Origin of the sequence: Salegentibacter maritimus (genome assembly GCF_016236975.1) — a bacterium.
GTDB classification, from domain to species: domain Bacteria; phylum Bacteroidota; class Bacteroidia; order Flavobacteriales; family Flavobacteriaceae; genus Salegentibacter; species Salegentibacter maritimus.
Genome location: NZ_JAEHNY010000013.1, coordinates 38,693 through 58,768 on the forward strand (window position 1 = coordinate 38,693; position 20,076 = coordinate 58,768).

The window sequence follows — 20,076 nt, forward strand, 5'->3', positions numbered from 1 at the left end:
ACAAATTATTCAATTACTGTACATCTATACCTCGATGCAGGTTTAAAATTTAGGAAAAACAGATTATCATCTTCAACTTTTGCAGGATAGAAAAGAACTAGTGGATTTTTAAGACTCATAACCTCTTTATGCTCCATGATATTTACATTCTCTATTCCGGTTCCATATAAGGCTCCGGTTCGTATTAAAACAGGGATAAGACCATCTGTATCTGCCGATTTAATTTCAGCAAGAATTAAATCCATTAAATCAGTTTCTTCATCATCAGATTTAAATATTACATGAGGAGTATCTGAAAATTCTTTATAGTAGCTCTCGAATTCTTCCCATCCATCTAAATCAATAAATTTGATCAATAAACGGGAAATATCAATAATCTGAAATCGGGAATCATCTAGCTCTTGTTTAGCCTTTTCCAGGTAAAGGTTTTCTTCGTGTGGATTGTATGCAAACAGAATACTATTACCTCCATTAGCTTCTCTTTTCAACTGTACCCTTTGCTTGTTTTCCAAGCTATTAATAAGATTCTGGAATTTAGCTTTATGCTCGTCTAAATATGCCATCTATAAGTTGATTTGGTTCATAAAATCCTTCTAATTTTAATGAGGTTCCTGTTTGATTTATTTTAATCCAATCCTTTTTACCAATTTTCTTTAATCTCGAGATAATATTTTCGTTCGGAACAAAAGAAAACTGGAGAAAATCATCCTCTAAAGCATTGGAAAAGTAAGGCTTTTTAATATCTAGAAGATGTATAAATGCAGCAAGCATTTCATCGTTTATTCTAACCAGATGGAAGGTTTTCTTCCTAGAGCCTTCAAGCAAATGCATTTTTTTTAATACCGATAGATATTTATAAGCAACGGTATTTATTGTATTCTCAGACCATTTTTCTTTTAGCTCGGAATTAGTAGCTAGTTTATCCTTTAGATATGCAACTACATCCGCTTTAGGCAATTCAGTTCTTCCCTGGTAGTAATAGTTAAAATATACATCTCTATTCAAATCAAAGAAAAGTTTATTATTCAAACTGAATAGCCAAAATATGACCAAAGCCTGTGATTTTTCATCATTCTTCAAAAACTGAATTAATTCTGAAGACCAATTATTTACATCTGGATTTTCACTTATAAAGGCAGATTTTAAAAGAGTAAAAAATCGGATTCTTGATCTTTCTGTTCTAAAATCGAATTCATTATTGTCAATCAATGCAGTCTGCACCTCTTCTTTACCCTCAATTAAATGTGGCAAAGCTTTATAAATCAAGTCGTAATTTGGAACTCCTCCCAGAATATTGATATCAGTATTATACATTTAATCGATTAATGCAATTTCAAATCTCCATGAATACCCTTTAGGTATATTCGGAGTCTAAAATCTGGATGTAGGGTAGACCGTTATTCACGGGATCGTAAATCTAAAGATTTTCTTAAAGAAGAAAAAGCTTTTATAATAATTTGCTTCACCTCAAATTTTTCCATCTAAACACTTTTTTGCCTGCTATAAATATCCAAATTTTCCCAAGGTCTATGGGAAAGTTTCTTTACTTCCGGATCTTCTAATAATGGAAATAATTCATCTAGGTTGTACAGCATATTGAGATTAAGTAATTCGTTGTTTCCATCTTCTCCTTCTGAAATTTCTTCGGGATCAAAATTTTTTATTCTAAAATCAATGTGAACAGAGTTGAGATCTTTATCAATGACAAAACCATTTGCCCATAACCAGGCAAGATAAATTAGGCGTAGATCATGATCTCTTTGATCTAGATCGTTAAAATATTCCATATTGGGCCAGAAATGCATCCAAAGTATTTCCTGTTTTTCTTTTGGTAAAGCTTCAAAGTCAAAAATGGGTTCTTTAAAAGGTGCATTCCGCATCTCGAGTTCCAAAAATTTGTTTGGAAATTCTCTCTCGAGTCTTTCAAAAGCACCATCAGGAATTCGATTTAATATAGCTGAAGCGAAAGTTTCGGCTTTTTTCAAGTGCTCGTGAGTAAAATCAATATCATCCGGAGCATTGCCAAAATCTATTGTAAAATTGTTTTTTTGACCGGAAACATTTGATCTTGAGGTGTCGAGATTTAAAGTACCACCCACTATGGCTATTATTCCTGCTATTTGTTTGTAATAAGGGATGTTTATGGCCCAAGAGTCGAATGGAGTTTGGTTAGTATTTACATCAGCCACTTCAAAACCTATGTAGGAAATAAGGAAGTCGAGATCTAAATTATATACTTCACTTTCATATAAAAATTGAATTAAAACATCTTCATCGAAAAAGTCGATTGCTAGATCTCGTTCGGGAAATACTAATTGTGCTCTTTTCACTAACTCATAAATATCTTCTTTTTTAAATAGCCTGGAAACTCCGGTTAAATTCATAAGACTGGAAATTGCTTGTACTTCCGGTGTGATAGTTTCTCTATTTTCTTCAATATTTTTTTTTCTGCATTCTGTGAAGCTGAAATTAAGAAAGGGACTTGTCATCTATTATAATTTTTATTAACTGATTTTAAGCGAGGTTTTTAAAATTTAATTCGCTGTTCAATTATCTTCTTCAGAAAAGCTAGTTATATCCAAAAAAAGGATGTGCCTCCTCATCTTATTCTGCATTTTTATACCCCATATCAAAGCACATACTCACATAGCCAAAAGGCGGCCCACCGTGGGTGAACCACAGGTGATTTGGTTCATCCTTTAGCACTTCTTCCGTTAATTTGAGGTATAGTTTTCCGTGTTTGTTTTCGTCTTTAAATTCTTTAGAGAATTTTTCCTTTAGATCCTCTTGTAAGTGTTCAAAATACCTATAAGAATGTAAGAACAAAAATACCATTGCAGGGGATGGTTGGAACTGTTCTGGATCTAGTACCTGTTGCCCGGTTACAGGACAATAAAGGTTTTCTAATTCAGTTTTTAAATTAACTTCGGTCATAGTTGCGTTTCTAATTAATTATAGAGATGGTTCTGTGAACGAGTATTTAACTCTGTACTTTTAAAAAAGAAAATTGAAAATTTATGGTAGGTGATTCCCCTGGAAATGAATTTCTCATATTTAGTTGGTTAAGTTACTGAAATTTCTTTCGTGTAGGGGCAAAAGAAGAACCTCTATTTTGAGCACCTTCCAAAAATATAAGTTTTCTCTCACAAAGCATAATTTTATGTTAATAAATTACCACAATTTCTTCAATATTGCTGTAGTAATGAAAGAGGTTCAGTATTACTCCAATTTATCTAGCTTGATTCTGGTTTGATCAGCTGATGCATATCCTCACTTAAAATCACCTTCTTTAAATTTGTTAACCACACTTAAAAATAGGAGGGCAGGTTCTCACAATGTTGATATAGGGCTCCCTTATGTTCATCTGCAAGATTTTTTCACTTCTTTTTCCTTTCTGAAAATTTCAGGTTTTTAAACATATTTTTTCTAGTATTGATTCCCCAGGGATTATGATAATCTGGTGCTGCTTTCATCGCACTAAGTAATTCCGCGGGCATAGATTCACTATTTCCATAAAGCCAATAACTCAGGTCACGTAAATGTACCTTTAGAAAAATAAATCTTTTATAGAAAATACTTTGGGTAAACATTACCCGGTTATAACTCTTTTTACTTCTATAACAATGCTCCAGGTATTCTTCCCTCGCTCTAAAATTCAGCTCTTGATATAACTGGGTTATAGTTTTATTCTTAACATCTATTTTGAGCAACTCGAATGGCTGGCTAAACTTTCTGTATTCCTCTGGATTCTCCATTATTTATAAATTTATTAAAGCCTGAACTTTGCCCTTGGAGAACCTATTAAATAGTCTGAGAAGAAGCTTAAAAGATGATTCCCATTTATAAATGCATCAGAGTAGTTTGACAAATAATAGATATTTCCCTCTTTAATTTTACAGTCACTCACAATACTTTTTCCACGATCTCTTTCCTGGCCGTGAAGCATGATCATTTGTTCTATAATCTTAGTAGGAAGCTCTTCTATACTATGTAGTTTTTCGCTGACTAGCATCGCGCATTTATTCATAGAAAGTTTTTCTTCAGTAGTTATAGAAGAAATATCTATCTCCCGGTTTTGGAATTCGTTTTGTAATGCCTGGATGATCCCTTCCCATACAACGCTATTACTATCTCTTCCTACCCGGTTATTATAAAATGCCTGAAGCTGGTTATTAGTAAAATTTCTAAATTTTCTTTGATATTTTTCTTTCCAAATCTCAAAGGCAGCTACTTCGTTATAAACTCCATCTGCATAAACTTTCCCCGCATTTGGAAAATAGATCTTTTGCTCCATAACTGCTATGCCTATAGGAGGGATTAAAACAGAATCTTTATTGCGATAATCTTTTAAATTAGACAGGCAGTAGTGCTTCTTCTCCAGTTCTTCCAGAATGTATTTCCTATCTTTCCTGAATTGTTCTCCCGGTTTTCCACAACGGATATTAAAAGCTGCGATAAGTAGTTCTGAGGAATGAATTCCATTCCATCTAGAACCTAGATCAACGCTGAGGTAAGGATTCCGGAATCGCTCATAGCTATTTTGGCAGCGTTTTGGCCACTCGGGAAGGCCTTTAGGGAACATCCATTCCATCACCCTTTCAAGATGCTTTTTGAGTTCTCGAAGATCATTGAATTTTGGATCCTGGAAAAAATCTTCAGCTTCATATCCTTCACGGAGCAAACATTCGGTATGAAAAATATTCTCAGTGATACGATAAAGGTCTGAATACATTACTTCTATCTTTTTGTCGGTACGTACTCCTAATTTTTTAAATTCAATTAGATGGTTTTGGTCTGAGAGCTGATCCATATTTATAGTTTAGATGAGGATAATAAAATACCCACCCCGGGAGCAGTGGGTATTAGTTGACAAATCAAATTAATCAAAACAATCATTCCCGGTGAGAAAATCAAATCATCATAAGCTTTTGCCTTTTTTGCTGAAACAAATATAAATGGAGAACACGACAAGGTGTGTCGTCTTTTAAATAATGGCCGATTTTTGTAAATTCAATTGTTGGAATATCCCAAATCAAAGCATAAGGTAGCTGATTCCATAGTTCCATAAGTGATTAGAAGTTTGTCTTGCACCCAGCGAAGGTGTCTCTTCATCGTTTTGTATAAGAATTCTCCGTTAATTGTTTCCCCGTTCTCATTAAAGTGTAAAGGAAATTTTTCTTTCAATTTCTCACTACAGTATTCAAAGTCCTGGATCTCTTCTACGTAAATAAAGAGCAGGCTGGGAGGAGTGTAGTATCCTTCTGGATGCAGCACAGTTTCACCCGTAACTGGACAATAAAAATTTTCGAATTCACGATCTAAAATAATTTCTGTCATGCTATTTTTAGTTTATCTATTTTTAGCCCAGGCATTTCTCATGATGATATAAATACATTTATTTTGAAAGATCCAGCAAAGCCACTAATACCCATCTATCAGGAATCCCTTCAAAATAATATACCGGTTCGCCATACTTATCTTTTCGTTTTAGAACCCGGCCATCTAAATACCAGATCTTTGGCCCGTACTTATCACGGTACCGGATGTAATACCCATCAAACTCATATAAGCGATTACCATATTTATTCTCCAGCTTTACTGTATTGCCATCCAAATAATAAAGGCTTTTACCGTATTTATTCTTTAGTTTAATTTCTTCGCTGTTCCAGTAGAATAGCTCCTCTCCATATTTATTTTTTTGCTTAAGCGTATTGCCGTCAATGAAATAGAGCTGCTCTCCATATTTATTCTCTTCTTTTACCGCCTGAGCCAAAACAGTTCCATTCACGAGGCAACTGAAGAAAAGGATATGGGCAAGTTGTTTGATAGTCATTTGAAAGCTAATCTTTTTGAGAGTGAAGAGTTTGAAAAATCTATTCATAATTGCCTATACAACGTTTTAATTCCTTTTTGATTTCCGATTTTAGGCTTTCCGGTTCTACTACTTTTACCTGGTCGCCATAGGAGAGTATTTCCATTCTAAAATCGTAGGTAGGACGAATAAAATAACTAAACCTGATCTCATCAATATTACTCAGAAGCAACTCTTGACTATGGTGTAGTGGAAGTGATTCTACATACCTGCCTTCCCTGGGTGTAAACGATAGGATAACTTTAACCGGCTCTTCTTCTGTACCGTTTATTATTCCGAAGCTATCTTTGAATTCTTCGTACGCCTGGTATTCAATTGGCTTAAACTTGTCTTTGGTAATTTCCAGGTTTTTAATTCGATCGAGCGAAAAGTTTTTAATAATATCGTCTTTGGTATCTTCTGCAATAAGGTACCAACGGTTCCGGGCTTCTTTAAGCGCAATGGGTTTTACCCTGCGATTACTAATTGAAGTATCCCAAAATTTATAATATTCAAACTCTACTTCTAAAAAATTCTGACTGGCGTGTAATAAACCCGCTAAATGATGAGTGCCCAGGGGTTTTCTTTCTTCAAAAATAAGTTGGTTTCCAAAACTCTTTGAAAGTCTTATGGCATTTAAAAGATCAAAATTTTCTCGTAATCTTTGGGAATGCGTTTCTTCAACATCCTCGTTAATGTAATATTTATTAGTACTTCGATTACATTTTATTACAATGTTATGTATAGACTCAATATCTTCGAGATCTCTTTGAAAAGTACGTTGAGAAGTTAATAGCTTTTCTTCAATAGAATCTGGATCATTCATCATTTCATCCTGAACTTCCTCATAACTCATAGGACGTAACCTAAGCAGAGAGATAATTTTATAATGGCGTTTTATAGTTTGACGTAAAGACATAGTTTTTTTGTTATTAATTGTAGTTCAAAAATTGTTCTCGATAGAATCCTGATGCCATCGGGATTATTCGAACTGAAGTACCAGGTTTAAGCACAAATATCCTTAAAGAATTTTTTAACCTGATCAGTAAAAATATCTATAGGAATTTGATGACCTAATTGCGGTAGCACTTTGATATTCAGTACTGATTTCTGCAAGTTTTGTCCTAAAAAGTTTAGGGTTTCGGCTGCGTTCACCACATCGTCACTTCCTCCCAGTAATATCTGTTTCGTAGATAGTCCGCGAGTAAATTTATAGCTGAATTCTGTTTCCCGGTATTTAATTAATGGCGGATTAAACAATAAAGCCGGCCTGCCTATAATTTCTGAAATAGCATAAGCATTTAATGCGCCCATACTACTTCCCATAACCACATTGAATTCCGTATTCGGGAATTGTTTTAGGATAAGATCGGGTTGCAAATGTTTATCTGAATAATCTATATCAGGTGCTAAAACCTGGCCGTATTGTTCCAGTACTTCTCTTTTTTCGTCACTTAATTTACTATGGAGTCCGTGCAGGTAAAGTATATACATATTACTTGGTTTTTTCTATATTGGTTAGATCAGCTCTATAAGATTTACCGTCTTTTCCCCAATTCCAGATATCCGAAATTTCTTTTTTCTGCGGAAGCTCTCCATCTGGAACTGCTAATTTTTCTTTTACGATTCTTCTTAATTTGCGATTGGCTTTTTGCTTTTCGGATTTTTCGGAAGTAGCAGTACAATTGGGAAGTATGGGTGTTTTTCTTTTGGATCTACTCATTATCTCGATTGTATATCACAAATTAAAGAATTTATCACGACAAAATATGTCGCTGTAAAATGATTTAATTTTCCCTTTAGCAGTGCGCCTATTTTTAATTAAACCTTAGATTATGCGCTCATTTTTTATGGGTTGCATCTATTTTTATTACGAAAAGTTGGGGTAGTTGTTCATATAAAACTAGTTCTTAAAAGCTACTTTTTATATTTTCAGGTTTTCGTTTATAAGACTTCATCGCCAAGCTCCTCTTCGGTAATCCTGTTAATATTTGCAAGGGAGTTCATTAGCTTTTCAAGCTCATCGAAGAAGTTCAATAATTTCTTCAGATTTAAATCTTCCGTTCCGCGAAATTGTTCAAGATCAAATTTATAGGTGTCGCCGGGCTTGAAAACTGTATTCATTTCAGAGTATTCTCCGGTCATTCCTACATTGATAATCCTGGTTTGAAGTTCCTCGTGCACCTTAAGTAGATGCCTGTAAGTAAGAATTATTTTCTCTCTGTATGCTGTCATCGCTTTTTATTTAGAGGTTTAAGATGATTAATTTTTACGAAAACTCCATTCCACTTCTCCCAGGTCGATCTTATTGATATAATTCATTTCGAGATAAGTATAGATATTCGGTACGCCAACGTGAAGCGTAATTTCAAATCCGCCCATGGTTTCTTCCTGAAGCATTGTCCTGCCCCCATATTTAATCTCTTCCTGTATATGTTGGTATTGCTCTTCGGTAAGCGTTATTTCCAATGTTCTCATCGCTTTATTTTGTACCGCAATAATATACTCAGATAACGACAAAATATGACATTTTCTTATTTATTTTTATCCTAATGAGCTATAAAATATGGCATTGTAAATATCATTTCCCTGTCTGAGGTAGTCTTTAATCAAGCTGGGTAATTGCTATAAGAAGCTTTCAGAAATTAAGGGTGGGAAAGTTAGAATTACAAAATTCCTGGACGAAATAACCTGAAATTTTCTGCAAAAAGTGAACCGTGAAAATGAGCTATAATTTTCGGTAGGTGAACGTAACTCCGAAAACTAATATTCTACCCATTTTCATTTACTTTTTCAATTTATACCCTTCTGTTTTCCGGGGTAAAACACCCAAATATTGCAGTTTATAGGCAATGTTAAATTTTCTCGTAGTCCGGTGGACATAGTGAAATTAATTACCTAAACCTGCTCAAATTTGCCTAGAAGTCAAATCAACAAAATCCCACTGTGTAAAAAGTATAACCATCGGTGGGATTTTAAACTAAAACCATTTTAAAAATGCCAAAAGAAATAATTACTACCGATGATCTAATGAATTTTAAGCTTGAGTTATTTGAGGAGCTTAAGAAATTGCTTAGAGAGCATTCAACCGGAATCCATAAAAGGTATTTGAAATCTTCTGAAGTGAGAAAACTACTGGATATAAGTTGGGGAACTTTACAGAATATAAGAATAAATGGAAATCTGCCTTACACAAAAATTGGCGGTACAGTCTTTTATGATTGGGAAGATGTACAACGAGTTATGGAAAAGTATAAGATAGATAATATTGATTAATATGAACTACATAAAGCACCTTACCGAGGTTTTTTATCGATTTAATAAAGATAGCCGTTTAAATCCCTCACACGTGAGCATTTACTATGCTTTATTTCAGTATTGGAATGTTTTTAGGTTCTGTAAGCAATTCTATATACAAAGGCAGGAAATTATGGAAGCTTCAAAGGTTGGTTCGCTTTCAACCTACCATAAATGTATTAGGGAATTAAGTGATTGGAATTACATTTTGTATTTGCCTTCTAAGAACCCCTTAAAAGGCAGCCAGGTTAAGATGTCCATTTTTTGGACTAGAGAGGAACAAGCAGAAGATGAGTATTCAATTTGTAGCGTAAAAGACCCGGATAAGTTTGAGACTTTTTTAGAACAGGTTGCAGAAGAGTCCGGTAAGAGTAACGAAATAGCTCCGGTATATGAAACAAACAATATTAAACATATTAAACAGAATAAAACTTATTGGCCAAAAAGTGAATTTGAAGTTTTAAAATATTTTAATGAAAAAGGCTGGCCGGCTAATGAAGCTTCCAAATTCTATCTGCACTATGAAGCTGTAGGTTGGAAAATAAATCGGAATACTCCGGTTGTAAACTGGCAGGCTTTAGCACACCGGTGGATGAAAAAGTCAAAAGAGATTCAGCAAGATTTAAAATTGAAGAACCCTGATTATTTAAAAATTAAAAAAGAAAAGAACTATGGAAAACCCTTGTGAAATAATAGAAGGCGGAGTAGTCTACAAGATCGGGAAATTTAGAGGAAAAGAAGTATTTTATGATTTTCCATTAATGCTTGAATATCTCCAGGTAAAAGGAAAAATTCTTTTTGGAAAAGAATTTCAGCTTTACAAAAAAGATGAAAAATTACTTTTCAAACTCTGTAATTACATCATTGCAGATAAGGATAAATGCTCAAAATTTGATCTTGATCCTGCAAAAGGAATTTTACTAACCGGGCCCGTGGGTTGTGGAAAAACGAGTTTTCTTAAGTTGTTACGCTACCTGGTGCCACACCAAAAAGAATATCAGGTGATACCCTGCAGAAATATCGCTTTTGCTTTTCACCACCTGGGGTATAAAACAATTGAAGATTACGGGAATAGCAGTTATATATGCTTTGATGATCTTGGTGTTGAACCGGCAGGAAGGTTTTATGGAAAGGATTGCAATGTGATGGGAGAAATTCTACTTTCCCGCTATGAATTATTTCTTAATCATAAAATAAGGACTCATGCTACAACAAATTTAGATTCCGATGAACTTGAAGAGCGCTATGGAACCAGAGTAAAAAGCAGAATGCGTCAACTATTTAATTTGGTCTCTTTTGATGAAAACACAGGGGATAAGAGAAAATAGTCGAAATCGTAATTTCAATTAGGGTTAAATAACAAAACCCTCATTTTAACCACTGCCAAATTACCAATTTGACGTTTTAACTCCTATAATTTCACCTGACTTTAGGGCTATTAAAAAATCGAATTTTCATTTTTATTTGAGATCAAAATAGTTCAAATAGGAGTAAAATTCCTTCTTTTTCCAATTTTAGCGGTATTGGTTGGTATCTATTTCCTTTATAACCTTTACCTGAGAAACTTCCTCTTCTTTCTGATTAAAGAAAAGCTCCTCATTCTATCTTTTATACCCAGAATAAGATTTTCTATGGAGAGATGATAATATAACATCTTATTTATAAAAGTCGGGATGAGTGTCATCTTGCTCATAATCTCTTAATCGATTTTCATAACTATTTTTGGGATCTGCTGCTTCCATCAAAGATTGCAAAATTGATAAAGTAGGGTTTACTTTATTCTTTTCCATATCTCTGGTTATTGCGATCACTGCATTAATTCTTTTCTTGATAATATTTTCAATTCTCCTTCCGGTGGGGCCGAAATTTTCTTTTGGAGAGATTTCATTGTAGAAGAAAAAATCCAGCATTCCGGCCAAAGCTTCAGAGTGTGTTTTGTAATGTATTCTGGAAAATTGCTGAAAGCGTTCGGCCGTTTTCTTTTCGAATGTGATGTTCTTAACCTCCTTCATAATTCAGTCATTATTTAAGGTTTACTGGTTTTTTAAACCATTTTATTGGGGTTTAGAGGCCAAAACCAGTAAATTCCTATTTTTATAATATTCAGTAAATTTTTCAAACAATTGGAAATCAATATTTTAATGGGTAAAAGGTAGTTCTTAACGGGGCTCTGCCCGTTACCCTCTTGCTCTACCTTTTCGTCCCGCAGGGACAAAAAATTAGACTATTAAAATGAATTTAATAGCCTTTTAAATGCTTAGAAACTGAATCTTGTTTTTTATGATTTGAAAATAAAATCTTTGAAGTTTACTATAGAAAAATGACCAAATAATTGGGAATTTCGTAAAATGAAAAACGGATCATGAGCATCATAATCCGTTTTTAAAATCTTATTATTTTTTTTATAAAATCCCATCATCCGGAAAACTGAAATAGTCGGGCAGAATTTAAAGCTATATATATCTGATTTTAATTGATTTACTTATTGTATCCTGAGCGTTTTCCTTTTTTGATTTTTTAATTCCGCTTCCTTTTTGTGGATTTTTGCATGATTTCATTTTTCCGTTATTCGATTTACTTCCCGTAGCGCCTTCACTGTTACCTTTTTCTGATGCTAATCCATTTTCAAGATTTAGAATTAGGGAGGACTTATAAAAAGGGAGCATAGGAACCGGCTTTATGCAGTCTGGACTAACTTCTAAATCTTGGTTTTTTGCATTACAGAAAAAGGTAGTAACAGTGAATGCTGGGAGAACTTTAGAAAAGTAAATGAAAGAATACGAAAGGAGCAGGAAGTGGAATTAAATTAAATATGAAATCCCATTTAGCGGACTTCATCGAAAAATTTCGAACTGTAATGAAGCGTTCCGATTTTTCATCGGTTAGCGTAATAGAAGTCGCAATTTTTTTGATGGTGTCCAAGAACTTTGTAGAGAAGCGCTTTTCCCGGAATGAAGCTTTTGCGAAATGTAGTGGGAATGGGCTGAAAGGATATTAAATTCTGCGCTAGATTCCACACTTTAATTGCCATCTTAAAATTCCAACTTCTAATTTCTCTGCAATGAAACGGGATTTGATTAAGAGGTTTTCTTTAATCACTGTTTGGAAAAGAGTATTTTTAGTTTTGCTAAAACTACATAATATCCTATCAGGAGTTTAAAAATATCTAAAGAATATCAAATTCCTCTTTAAAGTCTACCATAATATTTCTTATTAAAAAAATATTTAAATGTGATATAACGAGTTATCCTTTATTTTTACAAAAGAAAAACTGACAGTAAAAGTTCTAAAATAGAGAACTTTTATTTATATTTGTCGTAGAATTTAATCGATGAAAAGAATAATTGCCAAAAGAACTTTACGTGAATTTTGGGAGAAGCATTCCGATTCCGAACAATATTTGAAAACCTGGTATGAAACGGCAAAATCTTCAAATTGGAAGTCGCCAAACGATATTAAAAAAACGTACATAAACGCAAGCATTCTAAAAGATAGCAGAGTGGTTTTCAACATAAAAGGAAATTCCTATCGATTGATTGTAAAATTCAACTATGACAGACAATGGGCGTTTATACGATTTGTGGGAACGCACGCCGAGTATGATAAAGTAAATTCGGACACGATTTAAAACAAAAGACTATGAAAATAAAACCTATAAAAACAGAAAAAGATTACGAACAAGCTTTAGAAAGATTGGAAGTAATTTTTGATGCTGACTCAAATTCAAAAGAAGGAGACGAAGCAGAAATCCTATCACTTTTAATCGAGAATTACGAAAATCAACATTATCCAATAGAAGCTCCAGATCCAATAGAAGCAATTAAAATAAGAATGGAAGAAATGAATCTTAAACAAAAAGATTTAGTCGGTATTATTGGAGGAAAAAGCAGGGTTTCGGAAATCTTAAACAAAAAGAAAAGATTGACAGTAGATATGATTCGAGAATTAGAACGGATTTTGCATATTTCTGCTTCAGTACTTGTGAATAATTATAAGCTCTCCAAGTAAAAATAGAGGTAGCATCGGTTAATAAACAATTGGTAATTGAAAAGGTAAATTCATTCAAAACCTGAATATCAACTGTTATTAACCGTGTTCGTTAGCCACAGTTATTATAGGCAAGCGTGCAAATAATTTGCTGTATCCTTTAAACCAAGATCTCTTAACCTATCAAGGATTTCAAATTCATCCAAGTTAGGATTAGTCCTATTCATAACAAGTTTCTTGAAAGCTTCAACTGCTTTTTCAGGATTTAAATCAATTATATCAGTTAAGAAATCATCACTAGATTTGGCACTTAAACCAAAAGATGCTAAATAATCTTTAGGAAAGTCTTTCAAATTTTCCGTCACAACAATATTAGCATTGGTTTTAATAGCTGCAGCCAAAACGTGTCGATCTTTTTCATCAGGTAAATTTAAACTTTCTATTAGTTGCTCATAATTATTAACCAACGCATCTGGGAATGCTCTATTAGCAACATTGATCCGTTTAAGTCTTTCCTTTTCTGGAATACCTTTTCTCTCCATTACACTATCCCATTCGTCAAAAATATGCTGACTCCATTTGGGAGTAAATAATTCGTAATAAGCAAACCAAAACATTAGATCTCTAATTAATAGAGGATAAATTACATTGGTGTCCAGGACACATATAAAGCGAACACTATGAATCATATAATTCGGATTCCTCGTCTGACTTCATCATTTGAATAATTAGATCTTCCTGCTCTTTCTTCATTTGATCCTTATAATTAGAAACATCCTCGAACTTAACTCTTCGATGTTTACCAATTTTCGTAAATGGAATTTTTCCTTCCTCTAGTAATTTCACAAAATGAGGTCTAGAACAACCTAGAAATTCTGCTGCTGCCTGAGTTGTCATTTCTGCAGCAATTGGGACTATAGAAATTGGTTTTCCATCACCCATTGCTTTTAGAATTTTAGCCAACAATTTCAAGGCTTTTAGAGGAATTCTAAATTTTTCTCTAGTTTCTTCTATTTCAATTTCAGGAGATTTATCTTTGATATCCTTCAATACTGCCTCTAAGGCATTATAAGATTCAAATGCTGTAGATTGCTCTTCCTTAGAAGGTCTTTTTATATTCTTTAATTCTTCCATTGCTTTAGTTGATTGATTTAATACAAAATTAAACGAAATAAACGAAACAATCGAAATGAAACAAAATATTTAACAAATAACTGTAGCCAGCGATTCATCGCAAATAGACAGCACCTTTAGTAAGACAACCATTAAATTCACCAATAAACCAAGTCTAATCCGACAAAGCTACGTTCCCACAATTTGCTATAATATAGACCGTTGGCATTAATAATCTCAAAACACGAACTTAATTTCATAAACCAATTAAAAGTAATAACCTTGTATTTACAAAAAATAAAGTTATGGAAGCTTCAATTATTAAAATTGGAAACTCAAGAGGACTAAGATTGAACAAAACAATTCTCGAAAAGTACCACATTAAGGATAAAGTGGAACTTATCCTGGAAAAAGAGCAAATCATAATTCGACCTATAGAATCTCCAAGAAAAAACTGGGAAGAAAAATTCAAGGAAATGGTAAATAATAATGACGATGAACCTTTGATGAATGCTGTTTTTGAGGATGAAAATTTTGACGAATGGAACTAAAGCAGTATTCTATTATTCTCGTAAATCTTGATCTAATTATTGGAAGTGAAATCAAGAAAAACAGGCCTTGTGTGATTATTTCACCAGACGAAATGAATAAATATTTGAGAACTATTGTTGTTGCTCCATTGACTACAAATCTCAAAAAATATCCGCCCATGATTACGATAAAAATAAATAATAAAAAAGGAATGGTAGCAATTGACCAAATTAGGACAATTGACAAGCAAAGGATTGTAAAAGTCCTTGATTCTCTAACCAAATTGGAGATTCGAAAATGTAAAGAAGCAGTATAAGAAACATTTGTGGATTAAGTATTGATGCCCCAAGAATTGAGTTACCAAAGTACTTTTGCTTGAAAAATCAATCTTTTAAATTAAAAAATATTAATTTTATAGTACTGGTCTATAAATTAAATTCTAATGTTAGACTGGGAAAAGTTTATTTACCAACATGGCTTTCTTATGACCCGGAAACAAATATGATTTCCCTGGATATGCCTGAAATTTATACTCCAGATTATTTTAAGAACGTTTTTTATTCTCTACAATTAGCTTTTAGTGGATCTCGTGTTACTATTATGTATTATGGTGAAAATGATACTTATCTCTCTCAGGTTCTTTACTTTGAAGATTGGGATATTGCTGGCGGAGATTTAGAATTAGAAAGTTTCGGTAAAATTCAGGAAAGAGCCTTGAGAGCCCTGGGTAATTATTTTCCGGACCTTAATAGGGAGGTATATGATCTTTTTAACGAAGAATAGGTTCACATAAATGGTAAAAGCTTTCGGCTAAGAAGAAAAAATGAAACTCTATTTTTTCTTCTTAGAGTTGTTTTTTCCTAGGTCTTTAGATGCTTTGTTTTCCAATATCTTTCTCAACGCTTTCATATCTTCACTAATTTTTCTATCCACAATTTTTGCGTAATGTTGAGTCGTTCTCAGATCCTTATGGCCTAACATTTTACTAACAGACTCTATAGGCACTCCATTGGAAAGTGTTATAGTAGTCGCGAATGTATGACGAGCCAGGTGCGTGGTAAGTGTCTTTTTTATTCCACAAAGCACAGCAATCTCTTTTAAAAAAGCATTGTAGTTTTGATTTTTGGGGACGGGAAGAACTAAGTCCGCGTCTTTTACTCTTGGATAATCTTTATAGCGTTCAATAATCTCTTCAGCTATTGGAAGTAAGGGGACGCTGGTTATAGATTTAGTTTTCTTTCTTTTTGTTCTTATCCATCTTCCACCATCAATACCTTTAATAATATCCTTTTCAGAGAGTTTCTCTAAATCACCATAAGCTAAACCGGTATGACAACTGAAAACGAACATATCCCTGGCAATTTTTAAACGCTCAAAATGAAGATCCTTCTCTATCAGGGCTTTCACTTCATCTTCATTTAGAAATTCCCGATCTACGGTTTCATATTGAACCTTATAATTATAAAATGGATCCCTGTCCATCCATTGATTAGCTAATGCAATACGAATTATCTTTTTAAAATTATTGACGTACTTCAAGGCAGAGTTATGGTTGCATTCTCGCCTAGTTTTCAAAAAATATTCAAACCTGGTGATAAATTGGTGGTCAATATCTTTCATTCGAAAATCTCCGGCCTTATACACTTCATTAATAAACTGCTCAACATGATTATAACAGGTCCAATATCGCTTAGCGGTGCTCTTAGAGATACTTTTTCCGGAAAGGCGATCCATTTGTTCGTTATGCTCTTTAAACACCTCTAAGGTCATTTTAGATTTGTTTTTGCCAATTCCTTTAAGTTCTCTTATCAAGGTTGTTGCTGTAATTCTTTGATCCTTTTCTAAAAGAGTTTGTTGGATTCGTTTTAGTTTATTTTTTAAAACATCCATATAATTATTTAATTCCTGAGCCTCCTGGCTTCTTCCCATCATTTTTTCAGAATGTACGTTCCATTTTCGAGGGTCAACCTTTCTTCCTATACTCATATCAGATCGCTTGGAATTAACTGTAACTCGGAGGTAAATATCACTCTCTGATGATTTATTACTACGGCTTTTTCTAGTGTAAAATGATACGTGATGATAAGTGTCCATAATTTTGAGTTTAAATTGAGCAATTAATGTACACTATTAAATAATAGGTTGAGAAACTTTAATATTTCGTAAACATTTGATATAAAGGCGTTTTGGGTGTTTCCAGTGTGCAATTTTCCCCATGATTATTGGTCACCGAATTGCACACATAATTTTTGATATTGTTTAGGTTATTTTGATATTCCTAAAAACAAAAAACCCCGTAAATCCTAGGATTTCGGGGTTTTTGAAACATTTTGGAATGTAATAAGTGGAGTCGGAGGGGTTCGAACCCTCGTCCAAACAAGCAATTAAATTGCCTTCTACACGCTTAGTTTTCACTTAAATTGTCGGGAAAAAGTCTGGCCGAAAACTACCTAACTTCTTCCGTATCCTCAATTAAATTTCAGAACTGCATCAAGACACTGCAGTTCCTATATTTACTTTATCGGTGCCCCTAGTGCGAATGCCGTAAATCAAGGCCTTCGCGGGACATCTTGGCTCCCTACCTTGTAGGGACTAAGCAAAACCTACTATAATTCGGTTACGCAGCCAAGGCGTAGTTATCTTCGCCGTTTAAAAAAGTGTGAAATATGAGATTTACGAGCTATATCCCAGCGCTCGACGTGCTTACAACTCAATTAGACTCGCTGTCAAAACCAAGTCGACCCCATATGTAAAGAACATTGTCATTTAAAACTTAAGTATAACCAAACTTAAGGCTTGCAAAGATACAATTTTAAATTCATATCTTTGAATTACACATACAAAAGGAACAAAACCCATACCAGAAATGATAAAATTTGCACTGATTAAAGAAGAAAAAACACCGCCAGATCGCCGAGTTGTTTTTTCGCCAAACAAGTTAAAAGAAGTCGTGAATAGGTTTCCGGAAGCCAGTTTTAAAGTGCAAAGTTCAAGTATTCGGGTGTTTAGCGATCAGGAGTATCGCAACGTGGGTTTTGAAGTTTCCGATGATGTTTCAGATTGTGATGTGTTGCTTGGTGTTAAAGAAGTTCCGCTACCGGCGCTAATTCCGAATAAAAAATACTTTTTCTTTTCCCATACCATTAAAAAACAGGCCTATAACCGCGATTTGCTTCGGGAAATTCTTACTAATAATATAGAATTATACGATCATGAAGTAGTGGTAAACCAGGAGGGACACAGGCTTATTGGTTTTGGGCGCTATGCAGGGCTTGTAGGTACTTATAATGGATTTAGAGGAATTGGCTTAAAGGAAAATTTATATACTTTACCCAAAGTAGAATCCCTGACAGATCTTGATGCCATGTTGGCAGAATTGAATAATATCAAGGTTCCGCCCATCAAGATAGTATTAACTGGCGCAGGAAAGGTAGCTCGCGGAGCCAAAGAGGTTTTAGATCATTTAAAAATCAGGGAACTGGAGGTAGATGCTTTTCTTGAGTTCAACGGAAAAGATCCGGTGTATTGTAATATAGATGTATTGGATTATAATAAGCGAAAGGACGAAACCAAAGGCAGTCAAGCCGAATTTTTTAAAGATCCTTCTGGCTATGAGTCTAATTTTATGCGTTTCGCAAGGTGTAGTGATTTCTTTATATCGGGACATTTTTATGGAGATGGGGCGCCTGTGTTTTTTACTGCGGAAGATGCAAAATCAAAAAACTTTCGTATAAAATATATAGCAGATATTTCTTGCGATATCAATGGGCCTATTGCCAGCACTATTAGGCCTTCAACCATTGCAGAGCCTTTTTATGGTTATAATGCAAAGAATGAAATTGAAACAGATTTTAGGGAAAACGACAGTATTTTGGTAATGGCGGTAGATAATCTACCTTGTGAATTGCCAAAAGATGCCAGTGAAGGTTTTGGGGATATGTTTATGGAACATGTAATCCCGGCTTTTTTTAATAATGATAAAAATGCTGTTTTACAACGGGCACGTATTACGCAAAATGGGAAATTAACTCCTCGATTTAGCTATTTACAGGATTTTGTTGATGGTAAACTAAAACCTAACGAGTATGCTTAACAGTTATAATTGAAGAATTTTTCAGTAGTATGTTTTCTCTAATTTGAATAGGTTTTAAAAATTTTTATAGTCTAAAGATTTAATTTTTTGTTTATAGGGGCCCGGTAGAATAAGCCATTTAAAGAAAACATCCAGGGATATAATTTTACCAATTTTGTAAATAGGAAGTACGGGGCTTAGCAGCGAATTTTTTTTCAAATGTAAATATATACAAACCTTGTTGGGAGTGATAAGACTTTGTGTTTCCAATAATAACCTGTACCGAACAATTCCCAAGTGATGCCTGTATTGTTTATAAAGGTCTTTGGTGTAGATACTATATTGCAGGTTTTGATGAAGATGATCTTTTCTCATAATTTCAAACTCTTCAAAATCTTTAGGAAGATCTACTAAATTCATTCGTTTTCCAAGCCGTAAAAAGACATCAAAGACTTCTTGTTTTTCAAAATATTTAAGCTTGCGTTCCAGGATTTCAAAAGATCTTATAGAATAATCTATTAACATAAATAATACATCGCGATAGGCCCAATCGGAAATGCGTTTTCCCCTGTTAGTTTCAACTAATTGATGTATTTCACTTATGCTATCTATAGCTTTAAAAGCCGCGCTTTTTTCAGCAAAAACTATTTCACGCGCATAAGAAACCGTAGAAAAAAGCCTTCCCAATGGGTCATTGGGTAAGCGGCCCGTAGAATATAGCCAGTCTACCGCTTTATTAAGCGCAAACTCGGCCGAGGCACCGGCGAAAATTAAGAGAATTGTGTCGCTTTTACCCCAAATTTCTCGTACAATAGAATTTTTCCCTACAAAATACTGCATTATTCGATTTCAGGATGTTTTATACCAGATCCTTAGCTGCCTGCAAAAGGAGTTCCAAAAATACCCACAGCTAATTCTGCCCAAATTAATAGAAATACAATAAGAATAATGGCACTTAGTATAAATCGGTTTCGCCTGGCAGAAACTTTTACAAAAGTCATATTAATTGCAAGGCCTGTAAGCAGTAGCAAAATGCCCATGATAACAAAATCTGAAGCCGTCCAAACCACTTCGTTGTTAAACTGCATTGCGATAAAGGGAATTAATAAAAGGACGCCCACTATAAATACAGTAATTAGAATTCGGTTAGTTTTCATAAAAAAAGTTTTTAATTATTAGTTATTTAAGTGCTTTGAAATTCAAAGTGAATTCATAAAAAAAGAGT

28 protein-coding genes and 1 other RNA gene are annotated in these 20,076 nt (G+C 33.9%); 9 read left to right on the top strand and 20 right to left on the bottom strand.

The features are described 5' to 3' along the window. Positions 1-5: 5 nt before the first annotated feature. From I6U50_RS13475 to I6U50_RS13535, 13 genes are all read right to left on the bottom strand, one after another. Positions 6-563: a hypothetical protein gene (locus I6U50_RS13475; protein WP_198639225.1), complete on the bottom strand. Its 558-nt coding sequence runs from the start codon at positions 561-563 to the stop codon at positions 6-8. Next, positions 541-1,314 carry a BrxA family protein gene (locus I6U50_RS13480; protein WP_198639226.1) on the bottom strand — a complete coding sequence of 258 codons (774 nt, stop codon included), beginning with the start codon at positions 1,312-1,314 and terminating at the stop codon, positions 541-543. The genes I6U50_RS13475 and I6U50_RS13480 overlap by 23 nt, the downstream gene beginning before the upstream one ends. Positions 1,315-1,481: 167 nt before the next feature. Continuing rightward, the gene (locus I6U50_RS13485) at positions 1,482-2,489 is read right to left on the bottom strand and encodes a hypothetical protein (RefSeq protein ID WP_198639227.1); all 1,008 of its coding nucleotides are present in this window, start codon (positions 2,487-2,489) and stop codon (positions 1,482-1,484) included. Positions 2,490-2,604: 115 nt separating this feature from the next. Further along, positions 2,605-2,934: a hypothetical protein gene (locus tag I6U50_RS13490; RefSeq protein WP_198639228.1), complete on the bottom strand. Its 330-nt coding sequence runs from the start codon at positions 2,932-2,934 to the stop codon at positions 2,605-2,607. Positions 2,935-3,377: 443 nt separating this feature from the next. Next, on the bottom strand, positions 3,378-3,755 hold the full coding sequence (locus I6U50_RS13495; protein ID WP_198639229.1) for a hypothetical protein: 378 nt from the start codon (positions 3,753-3,755) through the stop codon (positions 3,378-3,380). Between the two features lie 14 nt (positions 3,756-3,769). Further along, positions 3,770-4,810, bottom strand: coding sequence for a hypothetical protein (locus tag I6U50_RS13500; protein ID WP_198639230.1), 1,041 nt, complete (start codon positions 4,808-4,810; stop codon positions 3,770-3,772). 200 nt (positions 4,811-5,010) lie between these two features. Then, entirely contained in the window at positions 5,011-5,274 is a 264-nt protein-coding gene (locus I6U50_RS13505; RefSeq protein WP_232805946.1) for a hypothetical protein, read from the bottom strand. A gap of 121 nt (positions 5,275-5,395) precedes the next feature. After that, the gene (locus I6U50_RS13510; protein WP_198639232.1) at positions 5,396-5,833 is read right to left on the bottom strand and encodes a hypothetical protein; all 438 of its coding nucleotides are present in this window, start codon (positions 5,831-5,833) and stop codon (positions 5,396-5,398) included. Positions 5,834-5,873: 40 nt separating this feature from the next. After that, positions 5,874-6,770, bottom strand: a complete 897-nt coding sequence (locus tag I6U50_RS13515) for a helix-turn-helix transcriptional regulator (RefSeq protein ID WP_198639233.1) — start codon at positions 6,768-6,770, stop codon at positions 5,874-5,876. Between the two features lie 86 nt (positions 6,771-6,856). Further along, positions 6,857-7,345, bottom strand: coding sequence for a YqiA/YcfP family alpha/beta fold hydrolase (locus tag I6U50_RS13520; RefSeq protein WP_198639234.1), 489 nt, complete (start codon positions 7,343-7,345; stop codon positions 6,857-6,859). A gap of 1 nt (position 7,346) precedes the next feature. Continuing rightward, on the bottom strand, positions 7,347-7,574 hold the full coding sequence (locus I6U50_RS13525; protein WP_198639235.1) for an ATP synthase subunit B family protein: 228 nt from the start codon (positions 7,572-7,574) through the stop codon (positions 7,347-7,349). A gap of 221 nt (positions 7,575-7,795) precedes the next feature. Beyond that, positions 7,796-8,086 (bottom strand): hypothetical protein, encoded by a 291-nt coding sequence (locus I6U50_RS13530; RefSeq protein WP_198639236.1) that lies wholly within the window; start codon positions 8,084-8,086, stop codon positions 7,796-7,798. A 27-nt stretch (positions 8,087-8,113) separates the two neighbouring features. Then, the gene (locus I6U50_RS13535) at positions 8,114-8,329 is read right to left on the bottom strand and encodes a hypothetical protein (protein ID WP_198639237.1); all 216 of its coding nucleotides are present in this window, start codon (positions 8,327-8,329) and stop codon (positions 8,114-8,116) included. 519 nt (positions 8,330-8,848) lie between these two features. Between I6U50_RS13535 and I6U50_RS13540 the strand changes: the two genes are divergently transcribed. From I6U50_RS13540 to I6U50_RS13550, 3 genes are read left to right on the top strand one after another with little or no spacing between them, the layout of a single operon-like run. After that, complete coding sequence (locus I6U50_RS13540) at positions 8,849-9,127, top strand: helix-turn-helix domain-containing protein (RefSeq protein ID WP_198639238.1); 279 nt, start codon at positions 8,849-8,851, stop codon at positions 9,125-9,127. 1 nt (position 9,128) lies between these two features. Further along, a complete protein-coding gene (locus I6U50_RS13545) occupies positions 9,129-9,836 on the top strand; it encodes a hypothetical protein (RefSeq protein WP_198639239.1) in 708 nt (235 codons plus the stop codon). Next, positions 9,820-10,476: an ATPase gene (locus I6U50_RS13550; protein WP_198639240.1), complete on the top strand. Its 657-nt coding sequence runs from the start codon at positions 9,820-9,822 to the stop codon at positions 10,474-10,476. Before I6U50_RS13545 ends, I6U50_RS13550 begins: the two co-directional genes overlap by 17 nt. A 327-nt stretch (positions 10,477-10,803) precedes the next feature. Here I6U50_RS13550 and I6U50_RS13555 read toward each other — a convergent pair whose 3' ends face one another. Next, positions 10,804-11,160 carry a BfmA/BtgA family mobilization protein gene (locus I6U50_RS13555; RefSeq protein WP_198639241.1) on the bottom strand — a complete coding sequence of 119 codons (357 nt, stop codon included), beginning with the start codon at positions 11,158-11,160 and terminating at the stop codon, positions 10,804-10,806. Between the two features lie 1,319 nt (positions 11,161-12,479). Between I6U50_RS13555 and I6U50_RS13560 the strand changes: the two genes are divergently transcribed. Together I6U50_RS13560 and I6U50_RS13565 are read left to right on the top strand one after the other, a co-directional pair. Further along, positions 12,480-12,776 carry a type II toxin-antitoxin system HigB family toxin gene (locus I6U50_RS13560; protein WP_198639242.1) on the top strand — a complete coding sequence of 99 codons (297 nt, stop codon included), beginning with the start codon at positions 12,480-12,482 and terminating at the stop codon, positions 12,774-12,776. A gap of 11 nt (positions 12,777-12,787) precedes the next feature. Continuing rightward, positions 12,788-13,156 carry a helix-turn-helix domain-containing protein gene (locus I6U50_RS13565; protein WP_198639243.1) on the top strand — a complete coding sequence of 123 codons (369 nt, stop codon included), beginning with the start codon at positions 12,788-12,790 and terminating at the stop codon, positions 13,154-13,156. 104 nt (positions 13,157-13,260) lie between these two features. Here the strand turns inward: I6U50_RS13565 and I6U50_RS13570 are convergent, their stop codons facing one another. Beyond that, positions 13,261-13,824 (bottom strand): PIN domain-containing protein, encoded by a 564-nt coding sequence (locus tag I6U50_RS13570; RefSeq protein ID WP_198639244.1) that lies wholly within the window; start codon positions 13,822-13,824, stop codon positions 13,261-13,263. After that, positions 13,814-14,269, bottom strand: coding sequence for a helix-turn-helix domain-containing protein (locus I6U50_RS13575; protein WP_198639245.1), 456 nt, complete (start codon positions 14,267-14,269; stop codon positions 13,814-13,816). Before I6U50_RS13575 ends, I6U50_RS13570 begins: the two co-directional genes overlap by 11 nt. Before the next feature lie 284 nt (positions 14,270-14,553). Here I6U50_RS13575 and I6U50_RS13580 point away from each other — a divergent pair, with 284 nt between their 5' ends. From I6U50_RS13580 to I6U50_RS13590, 3 genes are read left to right on the top strand one after another with little or no spacing between them, the layout of a single operon-like run. Then, entirely contained in the window at positions 14,554-14,799 is a 246-nt protein-coding gene (locus I6U50_RS13580; RefSeq protein WP_198639246.1) for an AbrB/MazE/SpoVT family DNA-binding domain-containing protein, read from the top strand. Next, positions 14,790-15,095: a type II toxin-antitoxin system PemK/MazF family toxin gene (locus tag I6U50_RS13585; protein ID WP_198639247.1), complete on the top strand. Its 306-nt coding sequence runs from the start codon at positions 14,790-14,792 to the stop codon at positions 15,093-15,095. The genes I6U50_RS13580 and I6U50_RS13585 overlap by 10 nt, the downstream gene beginning before the upstream one ends. 59 nt (positions 15,096-15,154) lie before the next feature. After that, a complete protein-coding gene (locus tag I6U50_RS13590) occupies positions 15,155-15,562 on the top strand; it encodes a hypothetical protein (RefSeq protein WP_198639248.1) in 408 nt (135 codons plus the stop codon). A gap of 48 nt (positions 15,563-15,610) precedes the next feature. On the opposite strand, the gene I6U50_RS13595 is transcribed toward I6U50_RS13590, so the two are convergent. Then, positions 15,611-16,873 (bottom strand): site-specific integrase, encoded by a 1,263-nt coding sequence (locus tag I6U50_RS13595; RefSeq protein WP_198639249.1) that lies wholly within the window; start codon positions 16,871-16,873, stop codon positions 15,611-15,613. 248 nt (positions 16,874-17,121) lie between these two features. Then, positions 17,122-17,524, bottom strand: a transfer-messenger RNA (tmRNA) gene (gene ssrA / locus I6U50_RS13600). A 121-nt stretch (positions 17,525-17,645) separates the two neighbouring features. Here ssrA and I6U50_RS13605 point away from each other — a divergent pair. After that, complete coding sequence (locus tag I6U50_RS13605) at positions 17,646-18,872, top strand: NAD(P)-dependent oxidoreductase (RefSeq protein ID WP_198639250.1); 1,227 nt, start codon at positions 17,646-17,648, stop codon at positions 18,870-18,872. Positions 18,873-18,926: 54 nt separating this feature from the next. Here the strand turns inward: I6U50_RS13605 and I6U50_RS13610 are convergent, their stop codons facing one another. Then, on the bottom strand, positions 18,927-19,691 hold the full coding sequence (locus tag I6U50_RS13610) for an oxygenase MpaB family protein (protein ID WP_198639251.1): 765 nt from the start codon (positions 19,689-19,691) through the stop codon (positions 18,927-18,929). A 32-nt stretch (positions 19,692-19,723) separates the two neighbouring features. Beyond that, complete coding sequence (locus I6U50_RS13615; protein ID WP_198639252.1) at positions 19,724-20,008, bottom strand: hypothetical protein; 285 nt, start codon at positions 20,006-20,008, stop codon at positions 19,724-19,726. Positions 20,009-20,076: the final 68 nt, after the last annotated feature.